Source organism: Flavobacterium sp. (assembly GCF_965277525.1).
GTDB lineage: Bacteria > Bacteroidota > Bacteroidia > Flavobacteriales > Flavobacteriaceae > Flavobacterium.
Genome location: NZ_CBDIDC010000014.1, coordinates 138,670 through 161,619, shown reverse-complemented (window position 1 = coordinate 161,619; position 22,950 = coordinate 138,670). Strand labels below are relative to the sequence as shown.

Genomic DNA, 22,950 nt, shown 5'->3' with positions numbered 1-22,950 from the left:
CAAAATGTCAAATCAAAATGCTTTATTACCGAAAATTCAATCTTTAGTCCAATCTTTTGATTTTGCTTCAATTTCTAAAGATCGTAGAGAAACCCTCCAGCCTCTTATTGGTTTTATTCAGTTAAAGTCTGACCAACATCAGGAAATTAGATTGAATTTAATTTGTACGCACAATTCCAGACGAAGCCATTTATCTCAGGTTTGGGCGCAAACAGCTGCGCATCATTACGGAATTCAGAATGTCTTTTGTTATTCCGGAGGAACTGAAGCAACAGCTTTATATCCTAAAATTGCTGAAACATTAGCGGAATCTGGTTTTAAAATCACCAAGTTATCAAAAGGTAATAATCCTGTTTATGCTATAAAATTTGCTGGAAATCAAGCTCCAATTATAGGTTTTTCTAAAACTTATGATGATGATTTTAATCCTGAAAATGAATTTGCAGCTATTATGACCTGTTCTCAGGCAGATGGCGGTTGTCCTTTTATCGCTGGAGCTGAACAAAGAATTGCCATAACTTATGAAGATCCAAAAGCTTTTGATGACAGTGTACAACAAACAGAAAAATATCACGAAAGAAGTCTTCAAATTGCGACTGAAATGTTTTATGTTTTCTCTCAAATAAAAAAATAATATGGCAATAGATCACTGTGCTCCTGCTGCAGATAGAAAAAGATTAGGATTTCTGGATCGTTTTTTAACGCTTTGGATTTTTCTCGCCATGGCAATTGGTGTTGCTATAGGATATTTTTTTCCGTCAGGCGGCAGTTTCATCAACTCCTTCTCTAGCGGAACGACTAATATTCCGTTAGCAATTGGACTTATTTTAATGATGTATCCACCATTAGCAAAAGTGAATTATATTAAAATTGGAAAAGTTTTTAAAAACACCAAAATATTAGGTGCTTCTCTCTTTTTAAACTGGATTGTTGGCCCTGTTTTAATGTTTGCTTTGGCGCTTTTATTCTTAAAAGACTATCCTGAATATAGGATTGGTTTGATCTTGATAGGCTTGGCACGTTGTATTGCCATGGTCGTAGTCTGGAATGATCTTGCTGATGGTAATCGCGAATATGCTGCTGGACTTATTGCCTTAAACAGTATTTTTCAGGTTTTACTTTATAGTGTTTACGCTTATATCTTTATAACGCTTTTGCCTCCTTATTTTGGATATTCTGGTTTTACGGTTGATATTAGCATGATTCAGATTGCTGAAAGTGTTGGTATTTATTTAGGAATACCGTTTGCGTTAGGAATTATAAGCAGATATGGTTTGATAAAACTCAAAGGCGAAGAATGGTTTCAGCAAAAATATATTTCTTTCATTTCTCCTTTTACTTTGATTGCTTTATTATTTACAATTGTCCTTATGTTTAGTTTAAAAGGCAAACTGATTGTTCAGATTCCAATGGATGTTGTACGAATTGCGGTTCCGTTGATGATTTATTTTGGATTGATGTTTGTCATTAGTTTTTTTACCGGAAAATATTTTGGTGCCGATTATTCTAAAAGTACTGCTATTGCTTTTACCGCGACAGGCAATAATTTTGAATTGGCCATTGCGGTTGCAATAGGTGTTTTTGGTATCAATAGCGGGCAGGCTCTTGCCGGCGTAATTGGTCCGTTGGTTGAAGTTCCTGCTTTAATAGCTTTGGTAAATGTGGCTTTTTGGTTTAGAAAAAGATTTTTTTGATTCTAAATAGTGTGCAAAAAAAGGTTCCACTTAGCGGTTGGACTTTTTTTTATGCATTATCTAATCCAGATCTGAGAAACCATACTCTTTTTCCATTTCCAGAAAATTTTCCTGAGTTTGCGTAGAAACAAATAAAGGATAATCTTCAGATAATTTTCCCTCAGTATCTGTATAAAACCATATTAACTTTCTATTATTCTCGTAAACAATCCAGTTGTTATGATCCACCACTTTTTGCCAGCTGTTTGTTTTAATTTCTTCTAAAAACGCTATTAATTCATCCTGATCCATATCGTAAATCGCTCCTGAAAACTGATATCCTCCTTCTGCACATTGTCCATACAAAATCATTTCTAAAAAACCAGAAAGTAAAATTTCTTCAGACTGCCAGTTAGTATTTTCTATATTTTGCATCTGATAAACCAAAGGATTTTCTTCTTTGCTTTCTAAGCTAATTCCCCAATAACATACACCTTGGTTTTCTTCTAAAAAGATTAGTTTTTCATCTTCAAAAAACAAATCTTCCGGTTGAAGGAAACGCTGAAATGATGACATGAAAATATCCAGTTTTCCCACGGCCAGATAAAACTCTTTTAATGCAATTGGGATTTTTTGCCCTAATTGGGCTTCTATTTTATCAATTGTGTCGCTATCAAAGCCATCTTCGTGTTTTAACGAACGTCCTAACAATTTTTCTGCGGTATTTTTTATCATAACTTTAATACGTTTTTTTGAAAGTGAACGCAAAAATACTAAATGTAAATTTCTCTGCCTTTGGGAGATTTTAAAAATTTAGAAGGTTGCAATAACAGAAAAAGGTTCAACTATCCAGCCGAACCTTTTTTATGAATTAATAAAACTCCTTGTGTTTACTTATTTTTTCTTTTTATAATGCTTGCGGTATTTCGGATAGGTCAGGATTCCAATAAGTGAAATCGTTCCTAACGAATACCAGATCCAGCTTAGTGAATGTGCTTCTCCGCTTGCGTATGAGTGCAAACCAACTAAGTGGAAGTTTACTCCGTAATAGGTAAACAAGATCGAAACGAAAGCAAACATACTCATTAAGTTAAAGAACCATTGTCCTCTTAATGAAGGTACAAAGCGGGCATGAATTACAAAAGCATACACCATAATCGAGATTAAAGCCCAGGTTTCTTTTGGATCCCATCCCCAGTAACGCCCCCAACTTTCGTTGGCCCATTGTCCTCCTAAAAAGTTACCAATAGTCAACATGATCAAACCAATAGTCAAAGACATTTCGTTGATATAAGTGATTTCTTTGATATTCAAATCCATTTTGGCCTTGTTCTTTTCGTTGGTAAAGAAAATCAATATCAACGATACAAAACCTAATATCATACCTAATGCAAACGGGCCATAACTTGCTACAATTACTGCTACGTGAATCATTAACCAATATGAATTCAGAACCGGCTGCAGATTTGCAATTTCAGGGTCGATCCAGTTGGCGTTTGCGGCCATGAAAATCATCGAAGTTACGAAGGCTGCTGATGCTACGGTAAGTTTTGATTTTCTGTCAAAAGCTAATCCAAAGAACATGGTTGCCCAGGCTACATAAACAATTGCTTCGTAAGCATTACTCCAAGGTGCATGACCTGAAATGTACCAACGTGCAATTAAGGCTACGGTATGAAATGCAAATATGATTCCTATTAATATATGAAAACCATTAACTGTGATTCGCAACCATTTTTTATCAAAAAAGATACTAAAAAGGGTAAAAATCAACATAAAGATTCCGGCAAGCGAATACCAATAGAACATTTTTGGCAAAATATTATAGGTATTGTACGCTATTTCAAGATCGATTTTTTTGTCGCTTGGGCGTACTTTACTTCCGAATTTTTTCTGAAAACCGTTGATGCTTTCTACTAACTGATCTGCAGTTTTAAAATCTTTAGTAATTGCACCGTTGTTTAAAGCGCTAAAATACATGGGTAAAATTTGCTTTACGTATGTAGAATCCATTCCTTTTAAACCTGCATTTTGAATCTCTAAATAAGAAATCCATTTATTGTTTGGGTCATTCGGGATTGGAAAAATTTTCAAAATACTTCCGCTTAGAGCAGATTCCATCAGGTTTACCTTTTTATCTGTTTCGATAAAATCTTTTTCAAAGTTATTTGGATTTGCTGCTTTATACGCTGTATCTAAATAAGGTGATAGTTTGTAATTTCCGTTTTCGTCAAAGAATTTTACAAAAGGAGCAAATTTAGCTTCTTTATCAATTCCGATAATTCTACGAATACTATCGTTTTCAGGTTTAATATAAATAATCGGAACCTGAATCCAAACCTGAGCATATTGTGTCATCGACAAGAATACCTGATCAGAATTCATTCCGTTATATTTATCATCATGACTTACTTTTCTCAATAATTCAGATGAGAAAGTATTCACTGGCTTCATTCTACCGCCTGCATCCTGAATAATCAAACGCCCAAATTTAGCAGCATGTGCTGCTGGTGCTTTGTAAATAGTCAATAAAGAATCTAATTGTTTCTGGCTTGGTGGTGCTGTAACATGATTCGCATGATCGTTGGGATCTGTTGTATGATTGTGATCGTGACCAGGAGTATGAACATGTGGTGCCTGAGCAAAACCACTCATACTGATCATTAAAACCAAAATGGTGATGAATTTTTCTTTTTTCTTTTTCACGTCTTCTAATTTTCGCTTCAAATCTGCAAAACGAGAATGTTTAGTAAACATGATCGCCATTAGGCCAAAGAATAACATAAAGTATCCTAAATAAGTAATTGAAGTTCCCCAGAAATCATGGTTTACAGACAATACTGTTCCTTTTTCGTCCGGATCAAATGAAGATTGAAAAAATCTGTATCCTTTGTAATCTAAAACGTGATTCATGTAAATATCAGCATCAAATGTTTCGGTTGAATCCTGAACAGTTACTTTACTTTCAAAAGCCGAATAACTTTTTTCAGTTCCCGGATATTTTGTAGCGATAAAATCATTCAATTTCACTTTAAAAGGCAGGATATAGGCTTTGCTGCCGTAGAACAAGCTGTACTCAATTTTACCAATTTTCACGGTTTGAGGCTCCCCTACACTACCTTTAGAACCTAAAAGTCGAACTTCTTTTTCCTGACCTTCTGCTTTTACTTTTACAATCAAAGCATCATGATGTGATTTGGCTTTAAAATCGTTATTCGATTCATAGTCAACAATTCCTCTTACTGCAGGATCCGGAAATACAATTCGGATATCACCAATGCTGTATAACGAACGCATCATAAGAGGCTGTACATTATCTTTGGTTACCGTTCCTTTTAATTTATCTGCCATTCGCATAAACTCTCCTTCAAAAGGCGTTTGAATGGTATATTTCTCTCCTTTAGTATTGATGTTGATGGCGCCCTCAGTTGGTTTATTCAACGCAAATAGTACATTATGAATATTTTGAACTTCGCCTTCTTTCAGGAAATGCTCTTCACGTCCGCCTGCTCCCGCTTCTACCAATTTAAGGTATAAAGTTCCGTTAGCAGTTGGTTTTATGGTTTCTTTAGCTCCCATGATATAATTGACGTAACTCACTTCAAAAGGGGTTTCATCAAATTTTCCTGAAATACTAAAATCATTATTGGTTACAGGTGAAAACAATAGGCTCTTTTCGAAGACTCTGCGTTTCATTTCTCCTTTATATTCTCCGTCTGCAAAAACAGTCAGGAATGTTTTGTCTGAATAAATTTGATTCTCGGCAGCACCTTCACGAATTGGCATCATACCTTCGTAACTGATGTAGCGCGTAATAAATGCTCCTAAAAGAATAAAAATAAAAGCAATATGAAGTAAAAGCGTGGCCCATTTTTCTTTTTTATGCAATTGGTAACGTTTGATATTTCCGAAGAAATTGATCATAAAAAAGACCATTATAGCTTCAAACCACCAGGTATTATAAATTAAAATTCGGGCTGTGTCTGTATTGTACTTACTTTCGATAAAAGTACCAATACCCATTGCGATAGCAAATGTTAAAAAAAGAACAGACATTAATCGTGTAGAAAACAAAAAAGAGAATATTTTTTTATCCATTTTTGAGGAATTACATTGTATAAAAGTGGCACAAAAGTACTTAAAAATGTTGAGTTCCAATATTTGAAGTTTGTTAATAAAAACTAAAAATAGGATATCAAATTAAGTAAAAGCCATAAAAATGTACGCTTAGTTTTACAAAATCCCACTGACCAATATTTAGCGTGAATTTGATATTTACCTGAGATTTCACAAGTTTAAAAGAATTCTCCAAATTATCAATCTATTTTTTCTGTTCAAAAGCCAAAGTCAAATAAATTACCTGTCTTTAAACAACATTTGAATATCATTAACAAAATAATATTCAGTGAAAATCTATTTAATCCCTGCAATCTGTGGCTAAACTTTGCCGTGGTTATTTTCTTTAAAAAAAATATTTTTTATTTTAACTTTTTCTCAATTTCAGAGAGTCTGTCTGAAAGGATTTTAAAAGTTTTATTCTCTTCTTTAAGTATTTCAATTTCTTTTGATTGCTGAATTGAGTACAATGTCAACTCTTCAATTTTTTGCAGAAGTTTAGCATTCATTTCTCCAAGATTAATTCCATTTTTTAAAACCTCTTCTTCACTTGGAATATTTTCTAAATGACCTTTTTCATTAATATATTTTTCAACATCTGCAAGTGTTGGCAAATTGTACTCTTTTTTAAAAACAAAATCAGACCAGCCAATCATATCTACTTTTACTTCTTTGGAGTGAATTGTTCCTTTTACGTCTAGTTTGTTGTTTGGGTTTGTGACGCCTATGCCTACATTGCCATTAATGACCTGATCTCCTGTAAAAGTATTAGTTCCTCTTGTAGCTATTTCAACCCAAACAGGATTTACAGAAGATAAATTTTCAACTGCTAATTTTCTAAAAAAAATTCTATCATTTTCAGAAAATGAAGAAGCAATTTGTAATTGATAATTATTATTAGCGTTCGTATGTCTAATTACAAAAAGATGATTCCAATTAGAACTTGTATCAGGAATTAAGCTAGTAGTATTCACGCTATATGCTCCTGAATTAAGTGGGATGGAATAATTATCTATTACAGTTGCATAACCATTACTAATTTGTTGAGAAAGTCCAATTGTATAAACAAATAAAAGCAAAAGTATTAAGGTGATTTTTTTCATAATTTATTTATTTTCAAGTTTAATTAATCTATTTCTCATTTCAAGATTCTCCTTTTTCATCTCTATCATATAAATTGTTAACTCTTCAATTTTTTGCAGAAGTTTAGCATTCATTTCTCCAAGATTAATTCCATTTTTTAAAACCTCTTCTTCACTTGGAATATTTTCTAAATGTCCTTTTTCATTAATATGTTTTTCAACATCTGCAAGCGTTGGTAAATTATAATCTTTTTTAAAAACAAAATCTGACCAGTCTTCTACGGTGACTTTTACTTCTTTCGAGCGAATTGTTCCATTTACGTCTAGTTTATTCTTTGGGTTTGTTGTGCCAATACCTACATTGCCATCACCGTTTATATGCAAGCGAATTTGAGGTACATTACCACTTGTTGAATTGGGATTGGTTAGAAATTGTAAATAAGTATCATAATTATTTCCTCTATAACTTCTTATGGCAGCTGATCCTGCTGCAGCAAAATCCCAGCTTATCTCTCTAGCAGAATTAGCATTTTCTGGTGAATTTGGCCCATTGATACTTATAGCTTTTAATGGTGTTGGAAAACCATTAGGACTGGCTTGAATAGTTAACTTGGCTACATTGTTATTTGCACCTATAACTAAATCTCCATCAATAGTTTGATTTCCACTAAAAATATTTGCGCCTCTTGTTGCAACTTCAAGCCACACAGGATTTGCAGAAGTTAAATCACCACTCGCTATTTTTCTAAAAAACAATCTGTCATTTTCAAAGATTGTAGATGCAATTTGTAATTGATAATTAGTATTAGCATTTCCATGTCTGATTACAAATAAGTGATTCCATTGTTGACTCGTATCTGGAATACCTCCCAAAGCATTCAAGCCACTATAAACACCCGACTTTAGAGGAATAGTATAATTATCTATGCCCGGTGCATAACCATCGCTAATTTGTTGTGAAAATGAGATCATTTTAGTAAATAAAATTGTAATTATGATAATAAGTTTTTTCATTTTTTTATGTTATTTAGACGCCAAAAATAGATCAAAAAATGGCATTACTAAACTTTAATTACAAGTATTTATCTTACTTCAAATTTCAGTAAATAAGTAAAATGCTTGTAAATTTATATGTCACCATTTAAAAGCGTTATTCTTTAAAAAAAATAATGCTAATTTTGCGGCATGATTCGAATTACAATAATTGGTTCCGGAAATGTTGCGCAACATTTGATCAAAGCCTTTACTAAAAGTGAAGTTGTCGAAATTGTAGAAGTATATTCCCGAAAAAAGGAAACTTTGGCTTCTTTAATCGAATTTGATAAAATTGTCAATGTTTTTGAGGATTTAAAAGAGGCCGATTTATACATCATAGCGGTTTCAGATAAATCTATTCCAGAGGTTTCTAAGCAATTGCCTTTCCACAACCGGATTGTCGTTCATACTTCTGGTGCAGCTTCACTGGATGTTATCGACTCCAAAAACAGAAAAGGTGTTTTTTACCCGCTTCAAACATTTTCTAAGAATAAAGAGGTTGATTTTTCGACCATTCCGCTTTGTTTAGAAGCTGAAAACACTTTCGATTTTCGTGTTTTAGAATCTGTAGCAAAGAGTATCTCAAACGTCGTTTTTCCCATTAATTCAGATCAAAGGAAAGCGTTGCATGTTGCAGCTGTTTTTGTCAATAATTTTACAAATCATTTATATCAGATAGGAGAAGAAATTTGCAAAGAACACAAGCTTCCATTTGAGATTTTAAAACCTTTGATACGGGAAACTGCTGAAAAGATACAAACACTTGAGCCGATTGATGCGCAAACCGGACCTGCAAAACGACATGATTCTACAACAATTGAGGCTCATTTGGAATATTTAACCAATGAAAACCAAAAGAATATTTATAAAATACTAACACAATCTATACAAAATAATGGCAAAAAGTTATAAAGAAATAATGAATGACATCACAACATTTGTTTTTGATGTTGATGGCGTACTTACAGACAGTTCTGTTTTTGTAACCAATGAAGGAGAAATACTTCGTACGATGAATATTCGTGATGGTTATGCTATGAAAGCGGCAGTTGAAAGTGGTTATAATGTATGTATTATTTCTGGCGGAAGCAACGAAGGAGTTCGCGTTCGTTTACGCAATCTTGGAATTAAAGACATTCATTTGGGGACTCCTGATAAAGTAGCAACATTTAAAGAATACACAGAGCTTTATAATATTAAACCTGAACAGGTATTGTATATGGGCGATGATATTCCGGATTTTCATGTCATGAAATTAGTAGGATTGCCAACTTGTCCTCAAGATGCAAGCCCTGAAATCAAAAATATTTGTCGTTACATTTCGCATGTAAAAGGCGGAAAAGGTGCTGCACGTGATGTAATCGAACAAGTAATGAAAGTACAAGGAAAATGGATGGAACATTTTAGCGGCAAACACGATTAAATAATTATAAATTATTAATTACGAGTCACTTTCTATGATTTTTACTCATCGTTTTTAATCATTATTTGTAAAGCTATCTTTGTCAAAGTTTAAAATTTGACAAAAATTTCCAAGTCAAAAAAACTTAGAACCTAAGTAACTAAGCCACTCAGAACCTTAAAAAATGAAATTCCTCAAACTCATTCGATATCAAAACCTACTCATGCTTGCTTTTATGCAGCTATTGTTTCGTTATGCCTTTTTAAAACAGCAAAACATCCCTTTGGCTTTATCTGACTGGCAATACGGACTATTGGTTTTAAGTACTGTTTTATTAGCAGCGGCTGGTTATGTCATCAATAACATTCATGATGTTGCCACAGATACAATCAATAAACCGGAAGACGTAGTAATAGGCAAAGGAATTTCTGAAACGGCCGGTTATAATATTTATGTAGCGCTTAATGTTACCGGTGTTGCTCTTGGTTTTATTTTATCGAATATCATATCAAAACCAGGTTTTGCATCACTTTTTATTTTGATTGCTACACTGCTTTATTTTTATGCGACTTCGTTAAAACAGATTATGATTCTGGGCAATTTTGTTGTAGCCTTATTGCTTTCAATAAGCGTTCTTATTATTGGTGTTTTTGATCTTTTTCCGGTTACTAATGCAGAAAACCAGCCTGAAATGGCAAGTTTTTTCTCTATCTTGACAGATTACGCTTTATTTGCTTTTATGATTAATTTTATTCGTGAAATTATTAAAGATATTGAAGATGTAAATGGCGATTATAATCAAGGAATGAACACTTTACCAATTGCAATAGGGATCAGTCGTGCGGCAAAAATAGCATTGGCATTAGCTGTCATTTCCTTTATTGTATGTTTGCTTTATAGCAATACTTATTTCTTTCAAAATAATCTTTTTTTTGCCACATTTTATGCATTTGCCTTAATTTTGGCACCGCTTTTATATTTTATTATGAAAATATTTTCTGCCAAATCACAGAAGGATTTTCATCATTTGAGTACGGTTTTAAAACTGATTTTATTCTTCGGGATTTTATCAATTCTGATTATTAATTTAAATATAAAATACAATGCTTAAGGAGAAATTACAAAAATATACGCTAATCCTGGCTTCCGGATCACCACGCAGGCAACAGTTTTTTAAAGATCTGGACCTTGATTTCGAAATTAGATTAAAAGAAATCGAAGAAATATATCCTCCCGAATTAAAAGCAGTTGAAATCACAGATTATTTAGCAGAATTAAAAGCCGCTGCTTTTGAAGGAGAACTAAAAGACGATGAAATTTTAGTTACTAGCGACACGATTGTCTGGCATCAGAACAAAGCTTTAGGAAAGCCAAAAAGCGCTGAAGAAGCTTTTGAAATGATCAAATCAATGTCTAATACTACTCATGAAGTGTTTACGTCAGTTTGTTTTAAAACGAACTCCTCCTCTACTGTGATTAATGACGTGACAAAAGTAACATTCACAGATTTATCAGACGAAGCAATTTTATACTATATCGAAAACTATAAACCTTATGACAAAGCAGGGGCTTATGGGATTCAGGAATGGTTTGGTTTTATGGCAGTTGCAAAAGTAGAAGGTTCTTATACAAATGTTATGGGATTACCAACGGCTAAAGTTTACGAATATTTGAGTACTTTAGTGTAAAATAAATATTTATGTTTTCTTTTAAAGAATATAGCCACGAGATTTTAAGCACTTTAGTCATTCTTTTTGCTTTAGCAGCATTAAGGGTGATTATTGCAAAATTAATCCGTCGTTACGCCAGTACAAGTCAATTGCTAGAGCATAGAACCAATTTGGTCATCAAATATATTCATGTACTAATGAATATATTGGTAACGATTAGCCTGATTGTAATTTGGGGTGTTGAAACTAAAGATATCTTTATAACTGTTTCTTCTATCGCAACTGTAATTGGAGTGGCTATGTTTGCACAGTGGTCTATTTTAAGTAACATTACTTCAGGAATGATTTTGTTCTTTTCTTTTCCTTTTAGAATTGGAGATACCATCAAAATTCATGACAAAGATTTCCCTATCGAAGCGGAGATTGAAGATATTAGCGCTTTTCACGTCAACCTAAGGACCAAAGAAGGCGAAAGAATCATTTTTCCCAACAACCTTTTACTTCAAAAAGGGATCTCAATCATGCAGCCACACTACGAAGAGAAAGAATTTTTCGATTAATCATAATGGGAATTTTATAAACTATTAAGAAAAAGCTAAAACGTTATTTTTTAAATAAAATATAATATTTGCTTTACCAATTACTAGTTTTACTAAATCACCCAAAACCATGATTCGCACCATAAAATTACCGTTTTATGCTAAACTTGCCTTTATATTAGTTAGCCTTATTTCGTTTGCTTTTATTTTTTGTATCGGAAAAGATATTATTACCCCGGTATTATTGGCATTTTTATTTGCCGTGTTACTACTCCCAATTTTTACTTTTTTACACACACGATTTAAATTTCCAAGACATCTCGCAGCTGCGTGCTGTATCTTAATATTTGCCTTGTTTATTATTGGCATACTGGCTTTTATCTCTTATCAGGTAAGTGATATTGCCAATGATTTTGATACTATAAAGAAAAATGCAAATTCCTTTATTACTGACATTCATAAATTTATAAATGAAAAATTTCATGTTAGTATCGGCGAACAAAAAAAATACCTGGATAATGTAACCAAAGATTCCGTTCAGAACGGAAAAGCCACAATTGGTACCGCAATATTGTCAATAACAGACTTGCTTTTAGATTGTACCATCATTCCTATTTATACTTTTTTATTCCTGTTGTATAAAGATCATTTTGTTCTTTTTCTGGCTAAGCTGGTAGATAAAGAAGACCATTCTACTTTAAAAAATATTTTATCTCAAATAAAAGTTTCTATCAATAATTATATTCTCAGTTTGATTTTTGAAATGATTGTCGTTTCTGTTCTGACCAGTTTAGGCCTTTGGATTATTGGGGTCAAATATTTTGTTTTGTTGGGACTGATCACAGGAATTCTAAACATGATTCCGTATATAGGAATTCTAATTGCCGGAATTATTACAGTAATGGCGTCTTTAACGGGAACACCTGAAACTTCAATTATCCTGGGGATTCTGATTGTAAATATTATTGTTCAGTTTATTGATAACAATATACTTGTACCATTGATTATTAATTCAAAAGTCGAAATCAATGCTTTTGTTTCTATTATGGGAATTATAATCGGAGGAGCTGCTGCCGGTATTTCGGGTATGTTCCTGGCCATTCCGCTTTTAGCGATCTTAAAGATTATATTTGAAAGAATTGAATCCCTGGAGCCTTGGGGCTATCTGATGGGAAATCATATGCCTAAAAGATTCACCTGGAGAATCCGAAAACTAAAAATTGAAAACTAAATCGTAATTCAATTTTAAAAAAAGTCCTGTAAATTTCCTATATTGATATCCAATTCACCTGTAAGTCAGTCTAAATAATGTTTGTAAACAAAAAAATAGTAGTTTTTATTTTATTGTGCTTTTGTTTACAAAGCACCTATGGGCAGGTTGATAAGACGAAACAGGATGCGCACGACAAAAAAGACAGTATAGAGGTGTATACAAAAATTAGAAATTATTCTAAAAAAAATAAATTTACACAAACTCTTCACAAATTATTATTTAGAGGAAGTAAACCCCGAAAAAAAGAAATATTGGTGCAAAATGATACCACTGATTTTAGTGGTAAAATTATTCGAAACATCAATATAGTAACCCTCGATCCTTTTGGGCATTCTGTCTCAGATACTACTCAAATGCCAAGAAATTGGGGAGAACGAACAGGAAACAGATTGCATTTGAAAACAAAAAAAATAGCCATTCTAAATTTACTGTTATTCAAAAAGAACACTCCTTATGATACTTATAAAGTACAGGAATCTGAACGTTTAATACGTTCTCAGACTTATGTAACTGCAGTACGCGTCACCAATAAGCTGGCCGGTGTCGCTTCAGATTCTGTAGATGTAACAATTCGTGTTTTAGATTCTTGGAGTACAATTCCTAAATTTTCGATCTCTGGCAACCAGGTTTCTTTAGGAGTAAAAGAAAAAGATTTTTTTGGCTCAGGCCAGCAATTCGAATATCGATTTACCAATCGGTTTGACGATGGCCAAAATGCCAATGAAGTGATTTATACCGTTCCTAATATCAAGAATACCTATATAGGAACCAAGTTGTACTACAGGATGGATCTTGACAATAATTATGCTAAAAGTATAAATGTCGAACGGCTCTTTTATTCTCCTTTAACAAAATGGGCAGGTGGTGTTTATGTAGGTCAGAATTTCAGAAAAGATACTCTCCAGGCACCGGATTTGTCGTTTGCCTACCAGTCTTTTAAAAATAGTTTTCAGGATTTCTGGGCAGGACATGCCAGTAAAGTATTTGAAGATGAAAATGGTATTACGAACTTAGTGGCAACTGGTCGTTTTTTAAACGTTGATTATACAGAATCACCAAGTGAGCTTTATGATGCTAATAATTTTTACTCAGATGAAAAACTAATTCTAGCCGGAATTGGATTAAACAGACGTAAATTTATAAAAGACAGTTACATTTTTAGGAACGGACGAACTGAGGATGTCCCTATTGGACGTATCTACGGAATTACACTCGGATATCAATATAAAAATACCTTTTGGCGACCGTATGTTGGTGCTCAATTTTCATTTGGAAATTATTATCGATTAGGTTTTCTTAGCATGAATTTTGAAGCCGGTACATTTTTTCAGGATTCCAAAACCTATCAAACGGCGTTTTCAATGGAAACTAACTATTTTACGAAACTGTACAGCATAGGAAACTGGAAATTGAGACAATTTGTTAATCCAAAAGTAGTTATAGGTGCAAACCGTGATTATGTTATTGGAGACCAATTAAATATAAATGAACAAAACGGTTTAGCGGGTTTCAATAGTGCTATATATGGCACCAATAAGATGTTGTTGTCACTTCAGACGCAAACTTATGCGCCTCATGCGCTTTGGGGATTTCGTATGAATCCATTTTTTAACTATACAGCCGCTGTATTAGGAAGTCCACATAATGCAATGGGGAAAAATAAAGTGTATCAAAAAATAACGCTGGGTTTATTAATCAGTAATGACTATTTGGTATTCAGTTCCTTTCAGCTTTCCATCTCTTACTATCCCACAATTCCTTATCAGGGCGATAGTGTATTTAAAACCAACACTTTTGAAACTAGTGATTTTGGTCTGCAAAGTTTTGAACTCGCAAAACCAAGAGTTGTAGAATATAAATAATAAAATTAATCGTGATTTTTTTTTATCTCCTTAAAATCATCAAAACGTTTTAAAAATCAAAACTTTACAACATCTTTACCCTGTTGATACTCGTTAAAATGCTTATTTTAACCGACCAAATGCATTCTGTTTTTATTTTTGGCACAGTATATGAATATCCCTAAAAGAATAACATTAATATTAAAACTAAACAAAATGAAAACAATAAAAATAGCAATCGCAGGTTTATTCCTTTTGGTTGCAAGTGCCACACAAGCCCAGGTATCAATAAATGTTAACATAGGATCACCTCCTGCCTGGGGACCTGCGGGATATGCTGAAATGGAATATTATTATTTACCTGACATTGAAGCATATTATGATGTTAGAGCCTCTCAGTTTATTTATTTTGGAGGAGGAAGATGGATAAGAGCAAGTCGTTTACCAAGACAATACAGAAATTATGATTTATACGGAGGTTACAAAGTAGTGCTAAACGATTACCACGGAAGAACACCTTACACCTATTTTGATCGTCACAGAGTAAGTTATTATAAAGGATATCACGGAGCTCCACAAAGACCTTACAGACCAAGAGAAGTGTATGGTTACAATGATCGTCGTAATGATCATAGAGATTACAAACGTTATGATAACAATCATCACGATAAACACGATAGACGTGACAGACATGATAATCATGATGACCATGGGCATGAAGGTTCTCGTGGACCTGGAAGAAGATAAAAAATCATAATCACCTGATTTTTAACACAAAAGAGTATCAAAATAATGATACTCTTTTTTTATGCCCCTACTTTAAATTGATTAAATGTTAAATTATTAATTTTTTACCAAAATAACATTACAAAAACACATATAAGTTAAACTATTGCTAAACATATTGACAAAACAATATTAATAACTTACTTTTGCGCCAAATTAGAACAAAAAAATAGATTTATGAAAAAGAGTGTTTATATAGTGTCCTTAATAGCGATGTCAATTTTTGCATGTTGTAGTAGCAATGACGAATCAAGTACTGATAATCAGGCTAAAGATAATACTATCGAAATCAATAACGATCTTACCTCTTTAAATAAAAGACTTGATTATACCAATTCGGGAGTACTTTCATTTACAAGTCCTTCTGGTGGAATGCTGGCAAAGAGCAGTCAATCTTCAGCTAGTGATTTACCATTAGTACAAATAGCAGAAGTAAATCCGCCAAAGGATAGTAATGGACGTACTCTTCAGGCGAATCATGTTGCTGTAAACGGAAATTATGCTTATGTAGCCTATACAATGAGTGGAGAAACCTATTCTGGGGCAATTGACGTTATTGATGTTTCCGATCCTTATAAACCTAAATTGATTACGTCTGCATTAATTGCAAACACTGATATTACATCCCTGACCTACTCAAACGGAAATTTGATCATTGGTGCTGCGACTGATATTGATAAAAAACCGGAATTAGCAAGTCCTTCAATTATTATAACCGTGCCATTGAGTTCCGGCATGCTTACGGATAAATACACCATAACAGATCTTGAGGGCAAAGTGACCACAGATGTTGCTGCAAATTCAGCTTCTTATTTTGCTACAACCGGAGATCAGGGAAGTCTGTTTAAAATTAATAGTGCTACCAAAGCAATTTCTGCAAAAGCAACTTTAGAAGATTTGCGCTCTGTAGTTATTAGCGGTGATAAGATTATTACTTTAAGTGGTACAAAAGGAGTAAATATCTACAATGAATCTACTCTTGCTTTGCAAAAAAGCTTTACAACATCTACAGATGTAAGTGCTGCAAAAAGAACAATGGATTTAGATGGTACTAAATTATTAGTATCTGAAGGATATAATGGTTTAGGGGTTTACGATATCAATAGTGGTTCGAAACTACAAACGATAGCCATTGCCACAGCGGGTGAAGAAAATGTAACCAATGCAGTTTCTGTTAATGATGGTTATGCATTTGTAGCGAATGGTGCTGCAGGTTTAAATGTATATAAAACAGGTTCTCAGCTTAGTTTATTAGGTACAGTAGATATTACAGGTTCATCAAACTATGTAAAATCAAGTGGAGATTTTATTTATGTAGCCAGCGGAAAAGGTGGTTTGAAAATCATTAAGATGGAAAAACCAAATACTACTTTTGATAGCTGTACACAATATGGTGCTTATAATCAGGGGCAGAATTTGATTTTAAATTCAAATGAAATTAAATCCTACTCAGGTTCTACTGCAATCAATTCTGCTATGGTGAATTCCGGTGCTGTATTAACGCATTGTGGATCCATCACTATTCAAAATGGTTTGACACTGAATAGCGGAGGAACTTTCAACATGAGAGGAACTTTACTTCAGGGTAAATACCAACAACAAAACCCAACAGAACTTATTATAAATAGTAATGCGGTATTGCAAATTGAAGGTACTGTTGTGATTTGGGGCGATTTAAGATTAAATAGTGGGGCAAAAATCAATTTTATAGGAAACGATTCCGCTATAACAATATACGGAAAAGTAACAAAAAATAGTAATGTTACCATTACCGGAACCTATAAAGACACAGAAAACAAATTGAAATAAGTGCTTCTGTACTATCAAAAACAGCATATAATTTAGGTTATTAGGTTGATTCTCTAAAAAGCTGTCAGATAAAATCTGACAGCTTTTTTTTTGTCACTTGTCTCAGAGAGGAAATCAATAACCAAACATTAACATATCATTTAAATACTGTTCAAAGATTAAATTAGTATTTTTGAAGCTCTTTCAAAACACCAAATCAAACTATGCCGAAAATTCAGATAAAAATTCTTCTTATTTTTTTAACGGGGATTTCCTTTTCTTTTGCACAACAACCACAAAAATTAAGTTCTGTCGAAATTTACAATCAAATCAAAAAACTGAATTTTTTAGGTTCTGTTTTGTATTTGGCTGCCCATCCGGATGACGAAAATACCCGTTTAATTTCTTATATGGCCAACGAGATGAATGCCCGGACAGGTTATTTATCCTTAACTCGCGGGGATGGTGGTCAGAACTTGATTGGTCCGCAATTGCGTGAATTATTAGGTGTTATCAGAACCCAGGAATTAATTGAAGCCAGAAAAATAGATGGTGGTGAACAGTTTTTCTCTCGTGCCAATGATTTTGGCTACTCTAAAAATCCGAATGAAACTTTAGAAATCTGGGATAAGGATAAGGTACTTGCTGATGTGGTCTGGACCATCAGAAAGTTTCAGCCTGATGTGATTATCAATCGATTCGATCATCGCTCTCCAGGCACAACACACGGACATCACACATCATCGGCTATGTTGAGTGTAGAAAGTTTTAAATTAACCAACGATCCAAAAATATATCCTGAACAATTAAAATATGTAAAACCCTGGCAGGTAAAACGTTTGTTTTTTAATCCTTCGTGGTGGTTTTACGGAAGTCAGGAAAGATTTGATGCCGCGAATAAGTCAACATTCACAAAATTAGACATTGGCGTTTATTACACCGGAATTGGCAAATCTAATCAGGAAATTGCTGCTTTAAGCAGAAGCCGGCATCAGTCACAGGGCTTTGGAAGTACAGGTGCCCGTGGTGAAGAAACGGAATATCTGGAACTTATCAGCGGAGACAGCCCTAAAGAACGTGATAATATCTTTGATGGAATTGATACCTCATGGAACCGTGTCAAAAACGGAAAACCAATTGGAGATTTAATCTCTGCTATTATCAAAAAATATGATTTTAGCAATCCTTCTGCCAGTATCCCGGATTTGGTAAAAGCTTATACAATGATCGAAGCTTTGGAAGATGACCATTGGAAAACTTTAAAAGCTGCCGCCATAAAAAACATTATCGCGTCGTGTTCCGGTTTGTATTTGGAAGCCGTTGCCAGCGAACAGGAGGCAACTCCGGGAAGTACGTTGAGACTTAGCCTTGAAGCTGTCAACAGGTCTCCTGTAGAGATGCAACTGACGAGTGTGACTTCATTGCCTGATAATAAAAATACGGTTCAAAATATTCTGCTTAAAAACAATAACGATCAAAAAATAAACTTACAGGTTAAGCTTCCGGATACAATTGAATATACGCAGCCTTACTGGCTGAAAGAAAAAGCAACTGTAGGAATGTATACGGTTTCGAATCAGGAAAATATCGGTATTCCGGATATTATCAGACAAGTAAAAGTTATTTTTAATGTCAAAATAAATGGTGTTGAAATTCCGATGGAACGTACAGTGGTGTACAAATACAATGATGGTGTAAAAGGCGAAATGTATAATTTTCTTGACATCGTTCCTGAAGTTACTACTTCGATTTTAGAAAAAGTTCTGATTTTCGGAACTACTAAAAGTAAAATGGTTCCTGTAAAAGTACGTGCCGGAAAAGACGAAATTAAAGGTGATTTACATTTAGAATTGCCTAAAAGCTGGAGTGTTTCTCCAAAAGAAATTCCTTTTACCTTAGAGAAAAAAGGAAATGAACAAATCTTTTATTTTGAAGTTACACCTCCCGTAAATCCGGAAGAAGCTGTAGCAAAAAGTATTGCAATTGTAGACAATAAACGTTTTGACAAAGATCAAACAATTATTGACTACAATCATATCACCAAACAAATGGTTTTAAAACCGGCAGAATCAAAGAGCATTCGAATTGATTTAAAAACAAATGGTGACGCAATTGCCTATATTATGGGAGCGGGTGATGAAGTTCCTGAAAGCTTAGAACAAATGGGCTATAAAGTTACCCTCATAAAACCGGAAGAGATTACCCCTGAAAAGCTGGATTCTTTTAATGTTGTGATTACCGGAATTCGTGCTTATAACACTGTAAATGCTTTGGCTCACAAGCAAAAGATACTTTTCAACTTTGTGAAAAGTGGTAAAAACATGATTGTACAATATAATACTTATGGTAAGACAGTAACGGATCAAATTGCACCCTACCCTTTAAGAATATCAAATGATCGTGTAACTGAAGAAAATGCTAAGGTTACTTTTCTTGCGCCCAATCATCCTATCTTGAATACGCCAAACAAAATCAGTACAAAAGATTTCGAAGGCTGGACACAAGAGCAGGGTTTAAATTATCCGGATCAATACGATCCTGCCTTCACTCCTATTCTGTCTTCGCATGACAAAGGTGAATCGCCTAAAGATGGGGCACTTTTGGTCGCTCCATACGGAAAAGGATACTATATTTACACCAGTTTGAGTTTTTTCAGGGAATTACCGGAAGGTGTTCCGGGAGCATATCGATTATTATCGAATATGATTTCATTAAAACAGCCCATAGAAACTCCAAAGCAAGAATTAAAGAAATAGAACATTCAAAATATGGAAGCTAAAAAAACAAAAAAATGGAAAAAAAGCTACACTTATGTACTGGTAGTCAACGCTATTTACATTGTTATTTTTTTCTTAATCATGAAATTATACTCATAACCTATGCAACTATTTGATTGGATCGTACTGATTGTAACGCTTTTATTTATTGTTGGATATGGATCCTGGAAAACCAAAGGAAGTAAAAATGTCGAGGATTTTATTTTAGGAAACAATGAAACGCCCTGGTACACTGTTGGGCTTTCGGTAATGGCGACACAGGCCAGTGCTATTACTTTTTTATCTACTCCTGGACAGGCTTATCATGACGGAATGGGTTTTGTGCAATTCTATTTTGGATTGCCAATCGCTATGATAGTTATTTGTGTGACATTTATTCCGCTATACCATAAAAATAAAGTTTTTACAGCTTACGAATTTTTAGAGAAACGATTCGATTTAAAAACGCGTTCACTCGCTGCAATTCTATTTTTAGTGCAAAGAGGTTTAGGAACAGGATTGACCATTTATGCTCCCGCAATTATTTTATCAGCACTTTTAGGCTGGAATTTAACTTTAATGAACATCATGATTGGTGTTCTGGTGATTATTTACACTTTTTCAGGAGGGACAAAAGCTGTAAACGTCACGCAAAAACAACAAATGTTTGTGATTATGTCGGGAATGTTTATTACTTTTTTCCTGATTTTACACTACTTGCCAAACGACATGACTTTTACAAGTGCCTTGCATATTGCCGGTGCAAACGATAAAATGAATATTGTAAATTTCTCATTTGATCCTGAGGAAAAATATACATTTTGGAGCGGAATAACTGGTGGTTTCTTCCTTGCTCTTGCCTATTTTGGAACGGATCAGTCTCAGGTTGGACGTTATTTGTCCGGAAAATCAATTCGTGAAAGTCAAATGGGATTGATTATGAACGGGCTTTTAAAAGTGCCCATGCAGTTTTTTATTCTGCTAACAGGAGTTATGGTTTTTGTCTTTTTTCAATTCAATCCCGTACCCCTAAATTTTAATCCGAATAATAAAACGGTGATTGAAAAATCACCTTATAAAGAAGAATATCATTCTTTAGAAAAAAAACTAAGCAACCTTTCTGAAGATAAAAAAGTAATCAATTTATTGTATATCGATCAGTTGAATCAGGATTTTGATAATCCGATTTTACGTAAAGAATTAGTGACTTTGTCCAACAAGGAAAAAGATTTACGCGATCGTGCCAAAGAAATCATTTTAAGAGCTGACCCACGTAGTGAAACTAATGATAAAGATTATGTGTTTTTTCACTTTATCCTGAATTATTTGCCCAAAGGACTTATTGGTTTGTTATTAGCTGTAATTCTTTCGGCGGCAATGTCATCAACAGCTTCAGGATTAAACGCTTTGGCTTCTACAACAGCAATTGACATCTATAAACGCAATTTAAAAACCGAGAAATCGGATAAGCATTATCTGTATGCCACTAAGTTTTTTACCCTGTTTTGGGGAATTGTAGCCATACTTTTTGCTTGTGTAGGTACTTTGTTTGAAAACCTGATTCAGTTGGTAAACATCATTGGTTCTATTTTCTACGGAACGGTTTTAGGAATTTTTCTCGTTGGATTTTATCTCCGTCGCGTAAAGGCAAAAGCCATGTTTATTAGTGCTATTATCAGTCAGGCAACTATATTTATCATTTATTATTTCATGATTTACCGTCAGGAAAAATTAGGGTATTTATGGCTGAATTTTATTGGGGCTATTTTGACTATTGTGTTGTCATTACTAATACAATTTTTGTTTTTTAGAAAAGAACCATATTCTGAAGAGGTGGTTTTGGAATAACTATTTAAAATCAATGGTATTAAAGCCTAATTCTTCGATATAAAATATTTACAGCTGTATTACCTAAAAAACGTACTATAATTCTAAAAGTTAAATGATGCACTAAATCCTTAGCCCTGATGGGAGCGGCATCCTTTTTCTGGCTTCTTTAGCCAGAAAAAGATATAGCATACAGCAGGAAACAGCTCCTGAAAATTCTAATCTTAAAGTTTTCATGTTCTCTACGTAAAGTTCAAAAAATCAACCAATATATCTTTGTCAAGATATAAAACCCAAGACTGTAAGGAACATTCCTTTTAAAAACCCAAGGAAGTTAAAAAGTATTTCAAACAAAAAAAACACCATCATTGTCATCCATATGAACGGGATGACAAAAATGCACAGACCAATTTTGAAGATACGTTTTTGACAAAGATTGTAGTAATCTATAGTTTTGATTCTTCATCAAAAGTGATATCTTTGAAAAACGACCATTCTTTAAATCAGCCAAAAACGCATCACTATGAAAGACTTAAAAAAATACAGCAATAAAACCAAGGCTGCTTTTATTTTACTTATTGTGATGCTAATAATTTTGTTGGGTAATTTTAATACACTTCTCAATTCAAAAAACGTAAATGAAAATATTAATGCTATTTACAAGGATCGTTTGGTTGTGGCACATTATATCTTTCAATATTCTAAGGAACTTCATTTTATAAAAGCAGAAGCTGAAAAACTGGATTTAAGCGATACTATTAAGAAAAATGAAATTATTCATACCTTAAGCATTATTCATACTATTGATGATTTGTATGCGAAGACGGTTTTAACTAATAAAGAAAAACAGTATTTTGATGCTTTTTTACTTTCCTGTAGAGAAATAAACAAACATGTTGCGAGCAAAGACTGGAGTAAAATTGCTGTTTTGAGTCATGAAGCTTTGATAACATTAGAATCTTTATCCCAAATTCAGATTCAGGAAGGAAAAGCAAAATTGGCAAGTGCTAACGCCATGTATAGTAAAAATAATAGTCTGGGGCAACTACAAATCGCATTGCTTATAATCTTGGGAGGAATTACGTTCTATCTCTTAATCGTAAAGAAAATCAAGAGAAGCATCAAAATTCCGGAATCGCCAAGTATGAATTGATCTTATTCG

The 22,950-nt window shown here is 33.6% G+C and carries 18 protein-coding genes; 14 read left to right on the top strand and 4 right to left on the bottom strand.

The features are described from left to right. Positions 1-4: 4 nt before the first annotated feature. Both ACQY44_RS24825 and arsB read left to right on the top strand, forming a co-directional pair. Positions 5-634, top strand: coding sequence for a low molecular weight phosphatase family protein (locus ACQY44_RS24825; protein ID WP_428232961.1), 630 nt, complete (start codon positions 5-7; stop codon positions 632-634). 1 nt (position 635) lies between these two features. Beyond that, complete coding sequence (gene arsB, locus ACQY44_RS24820; protein WP_428232960.1) at positions 636-1,694, top strand: ACR3 family arsenite efflux transporter; 1,059 nt, start codon at positions 636-638, stop codon at positions 1,692-1,694. Positions 1,695-1,754: 60 nt separating this feature from the next. Here the strand turns inward: arsB and ACQY44_RS24815 are convergent, their stop codons facing one another. The 4 genes from ACQY44_RS24815 to ACQY44_RS24800 all read right to left on the bottom strand — a co-directional run bounded on the left by ACQY44_RS24815 (position 1,755) and on the right by ACQY44_RS24800 (position 7,885). After that, entirely contained in the window at positions 1,755-2,408 is a 654-nt protein-coding gene (locus ACQY44_RS24815; RefSeq protein ID WP_428232959.1) for a hypothetical protein, read from the bottom strand. 159 nt (positions 2,409-2,567) lie between these two features. After that, complete coding sequence (ccsA, locus tag ACQY44_RS24810; protein ID WP_428232958.1) at positions 2,568-5,771, bottom strand: cytochrome c biogenesis protein CcsA; 3,204 nt, start codon at positions 5,769-5,771, stop codon at positions 2,568-2,570. 380 nt (positions 5,772-6,151) lie between these two features. Continuing rightward, the gene (locus tag ACQY44_RS24805) at positions 6,152-6,892 is read right to left on the bottom strand and encodes a hypothetical protein (protein ID WP_428232957.1); all 741 of its coding nucleotides are present in this window, start codon (positions 6,890-6,892) and stop codon (positions 6,152-6,154) included. Between the two features lie 3 nt (positions 6,893-6,895). Next, positions 6,896-7,885, bottom strand: coding sequence for a hypothetical protein (locus tag ACQY44_RS24800; protein WP_428232956.1), 990 nt, complete (start codon positions 7,883-7,885; stop codon positions 6,896-6,898). A gap of 171 nt (positions 7,886-8,056) precedes the next feature. Between ACQY44_RS24800 and ACQY44_RS24795 the strand changes: the two genes are divergently transcribed. The 12 genes from ACQY44_RS24795 (at position 8,057) to ACQY44_RS24740 (ending at position 22,941) form a co-directional block, all read left to right on the top strand. Beyond that, positions 8,057-8,818 carry a Rossmann-like and DUF2520 domain-containing protein gene (locus tag ACQY44_RS24795; RefSeq protein WP_428232955.1) on the top strand — a complete coding sequence of 254 codons (762 nt, stop codon included), beginning with the start codon at positions 8,057-8,059 and terminating at the stop codon, positions 8,816-8,818. After that, on the top strand, positions 8,802-9,329 hold the full coding sequence (locus ACQY44_RS24790; protein WP_428232954.1) for a KdsC family phosphatase: 528 nt from the start codon (positions 8,802-8,804) through the stop codon (positions 9,327-9,329). The genes ACQY44_RS24795 and ACQY44_RS24790 overlap by 17 nt, the downstream gene beginning before the upstream one ends. 163 nt (positions 9,330-9,492) lie before the next feature. Further along, positions 9,493-10,419, top strand: coding sequence for a geranylgeranylglycerol-phosphate geranylgeranyltransferase (locus ACQY44_RS24785; RefSeq protein ID WP_428232953.1), 927 nt, complete (start codon positions 9,493-9,495; stop codon positions 10,417-10,419). After that, a complete protein-coding gene (locus tag ACQY44_RS24780) occupies positions 10,412-10,996 on the top strand; it encodes a Maf-like protein (protein WP_428232952.1) in 585 nt (194 codons plus the stop codon). Before ACQY44_RS24785 ends, ACQY44_RS24780 begins: the two co-directional genes overlap by 8 nt. An 11-nt stretch (positions 10,997-11,007) precedes the next feature. After that, on the top strand, positions 11,008-11,538 hold the full coding sequence (locus ACQY44_RS24775) for a mechanosensitive ion channel domain-containing protein (RefSeq protein ID WP_428232951.1): 531 nt from the start codon (positions 11,008-11,010) through the stop codon (positions 11,536-11,538). 109 nt (positions 11,539-11,647) lie between these two features. Continuing rightward, the gene (locus tag ACQY44_RS24770; RefSeq protein WP_428232950.1) at positions 11,648-12,748 is read left to right on the top strand and encodes an AI-2E family transporter; all 1,101 of its coding nucleotides are present in this window, start codon (positions 11,648-11,650) and stop codon (positions 12,746-12,748) included. A 77-nt stretch (positions 12,749-12,825) separates the two neighbouring features. Beyond that, on the top strand, positions 12,826-14,652 hold the full coding sequence (locus ACQY44_RS24765) for a hypothetical protein (protein WP_428232949.1): 1,827 nt from the start codon (positions 12,826-12,828) through the stop codon (positions 14,650-14,652). 195 nt (positions 14,653-14,847) lie between these two features. Beyond that, the gene (locus ACQY44_RS24760; RefSeq protein ID WP_428232948.1) at positions 14,848-15,378 is read left to right on the top strand and encodes a hypothetical protein; all 531 of its coding nucleotides are present in this window, start codon (positions 14,848-14,850) and stop codon (positions 15,376-15,378) included. A 216-nt stretch (positions 15,379-15,594) separates the two neighbouring features. Further along, positions 15,595-17,226, top strand: coding sequence for a hypothetical protein (locus ACQY44_RS24755; RefSeq protein ID WP_428232947.1), 1,632 nt, complete (start codon positions 15,595-15,597; stop codon positions 17,224-17,226). Positions 17,227-17,429: 203 nt separating this feature from the next. Next, positions 17,430-19,961 (top strand): PIG-L family deacetylase, encoded by a 2,532-nt coding sequence (locus tag ACQY44_RS24750; RefSeq protein WP_428232946.1) that lies wholly within the window; start codon positions 17,430-17,432, stop codon positions 19,959-19,961. 123 nt (positions 19,962-20,084) lie between these two features. After that, positions 20,085-21,809, top strand: a complete 1,725-nt coding sequence (locus tag ACQY44_RS24745; protein ID WP_428232945.1) for a sodium:solute symporter — start codon at positions 20,085-20,087, stop codon at positions 21,807-21,809. Positions 21,810-22,311: 502 nt separating this feature from the next. Further along, positions 22,312-22,941: an MCP four helix bundle domain-containing protein gene (locus ACQY44_RS24740; RefSeq protein WP_428232944.1), complete on the top strand. Its 630-nt coding sequence runs from the start codon at positions 22,312-22,314 to the stop codon at positions 22,939-22,941. The last annotated feature ends 9 nt before the right edge of the window (positions 22,942-22,950 follow it).

Bases quoted from the DNA above. Each gene is read 5' to 3' on its own strand.
- ACQY44_RS24825 (WP_428232961.1), top strand. From the start codon at position 5: ATGTCAAATCAAAATGCTTTATTACCGAAAATTCAATCTTTAGTCCAA.
- arsB (WP_428232960.1), top strand. From the start codon at position 636: ATGGCAATAGATCACTGTGCTCCTGCTGCAGATAGAAAAAGATTAGGA.
- ACQY44_RS24815 (WP_428232959.1), bottom strand. From the start codon at position 2,408: ATGATAAAAAATACCGCAGAAAAATTGTTAGGACGTTCGTTAAAACAC.
- ccsA (WP_428232958.1), bottom strand. From the start codon at position 5,771: ATGGATAAAAAAATATTCTCTTTTTTGTTTTCTACACGATTAATGTCT.
- ACQY44_RS24805 (WP_428232957.1), bottom strand. From the start codon at position 6,892: ATGAAAAAAATCACCTTAATACTTTTGCTTTTATTTGTTTATACAATT.
- ACQY44_RS24800 (WP_428232956.1), bottom strand. From the start codon at position 7,885: ATGAAAAAACTTATTATCATAATTACAATTTTATTTACTAAAATGATC.
- ACQY44_RS24795 (WP_428232955.1), top strand. From the start codon at position 8,057: ATGATTCGAATTACAATAATTGGTTCCGGAAATGTTGCGCAACATTTG.
- ACQY44_RS24790 (WP_428232954.1), top strand. From the start codon at position 8,802: ATGGCAAAAAGTTATAAAGAAATAATGAATGACATCACAACATTTGTT.
- ACQY44_RS24785 (WP_428232953.1), top strand. From the start codon at position 9,493: ATGAAATTCCTCAAACTCATTCGATATCAAAACCTACTCATGCTTGCT.
- ACQY44_RS24780 (WP_428232952.1), top strand. From the start codon at position 10,412: ATGCTTAAGGAGAAATTACAAAAATATACGCTAATCCTGGCTTCCGGA.
- ACQY44_RS24775 (WP_428232951.1), top strand. From the start codon at position 11,008: ATGTTTTCTTTTAAAGAATATAGCCACGAGATTTTAAGCACTTTAGTC.
- ACQY44_RS24770 (WP_428232950.1), top strand. From the start codon at position 11,648: ATGATTCGCACCATAAAATTACCGTTTTATGCTAAACTTGCCTTTATA.
- ACQY44_RS24765 (WP_428232949.1), top strand. From the start codon at position 12,826: ATGTTTGTAAACAAAAAAATAGTAGTTTTTATTTTATTGTGCTTTTGT.
- ACQY44_RS24760 (WP_428232948.1), top strand. From the start codon at position 14,848: ATGAAAACAATAAAAATAGCAATCGCAGGTTTATTCCTTTTGGTTGCA.
- ACQY44_RS24755 (WP_428232947.1), top strand. From the start codon at position 15,595: ATGAAAAAGAGTGTTTATATAGTGTCCTTAATAGCGATGTCAATTTTT.
- ACQY44_RS24750 (WP_428232946.1), top strand. From the start codon at position 17,430: ATGCCGAAAATTCAGATAAAAATTCTTCTTATTTTTTTAACGGGGATT.
- ACQY44_RS24745 (WP_428232945.1), top strand. From the start codon at position 20,085: ATGCAACTATTTGATTGGATCGTACTGATTGTAACGCTTTTATTTATT.
- ACQY44_RS24740 (WP_428232944.1), top strand. From the start codon at position 22,312: ATGAAAGACTTAAAAAAATACAGCAATAAAACCAAGGCTGCTTTTATT.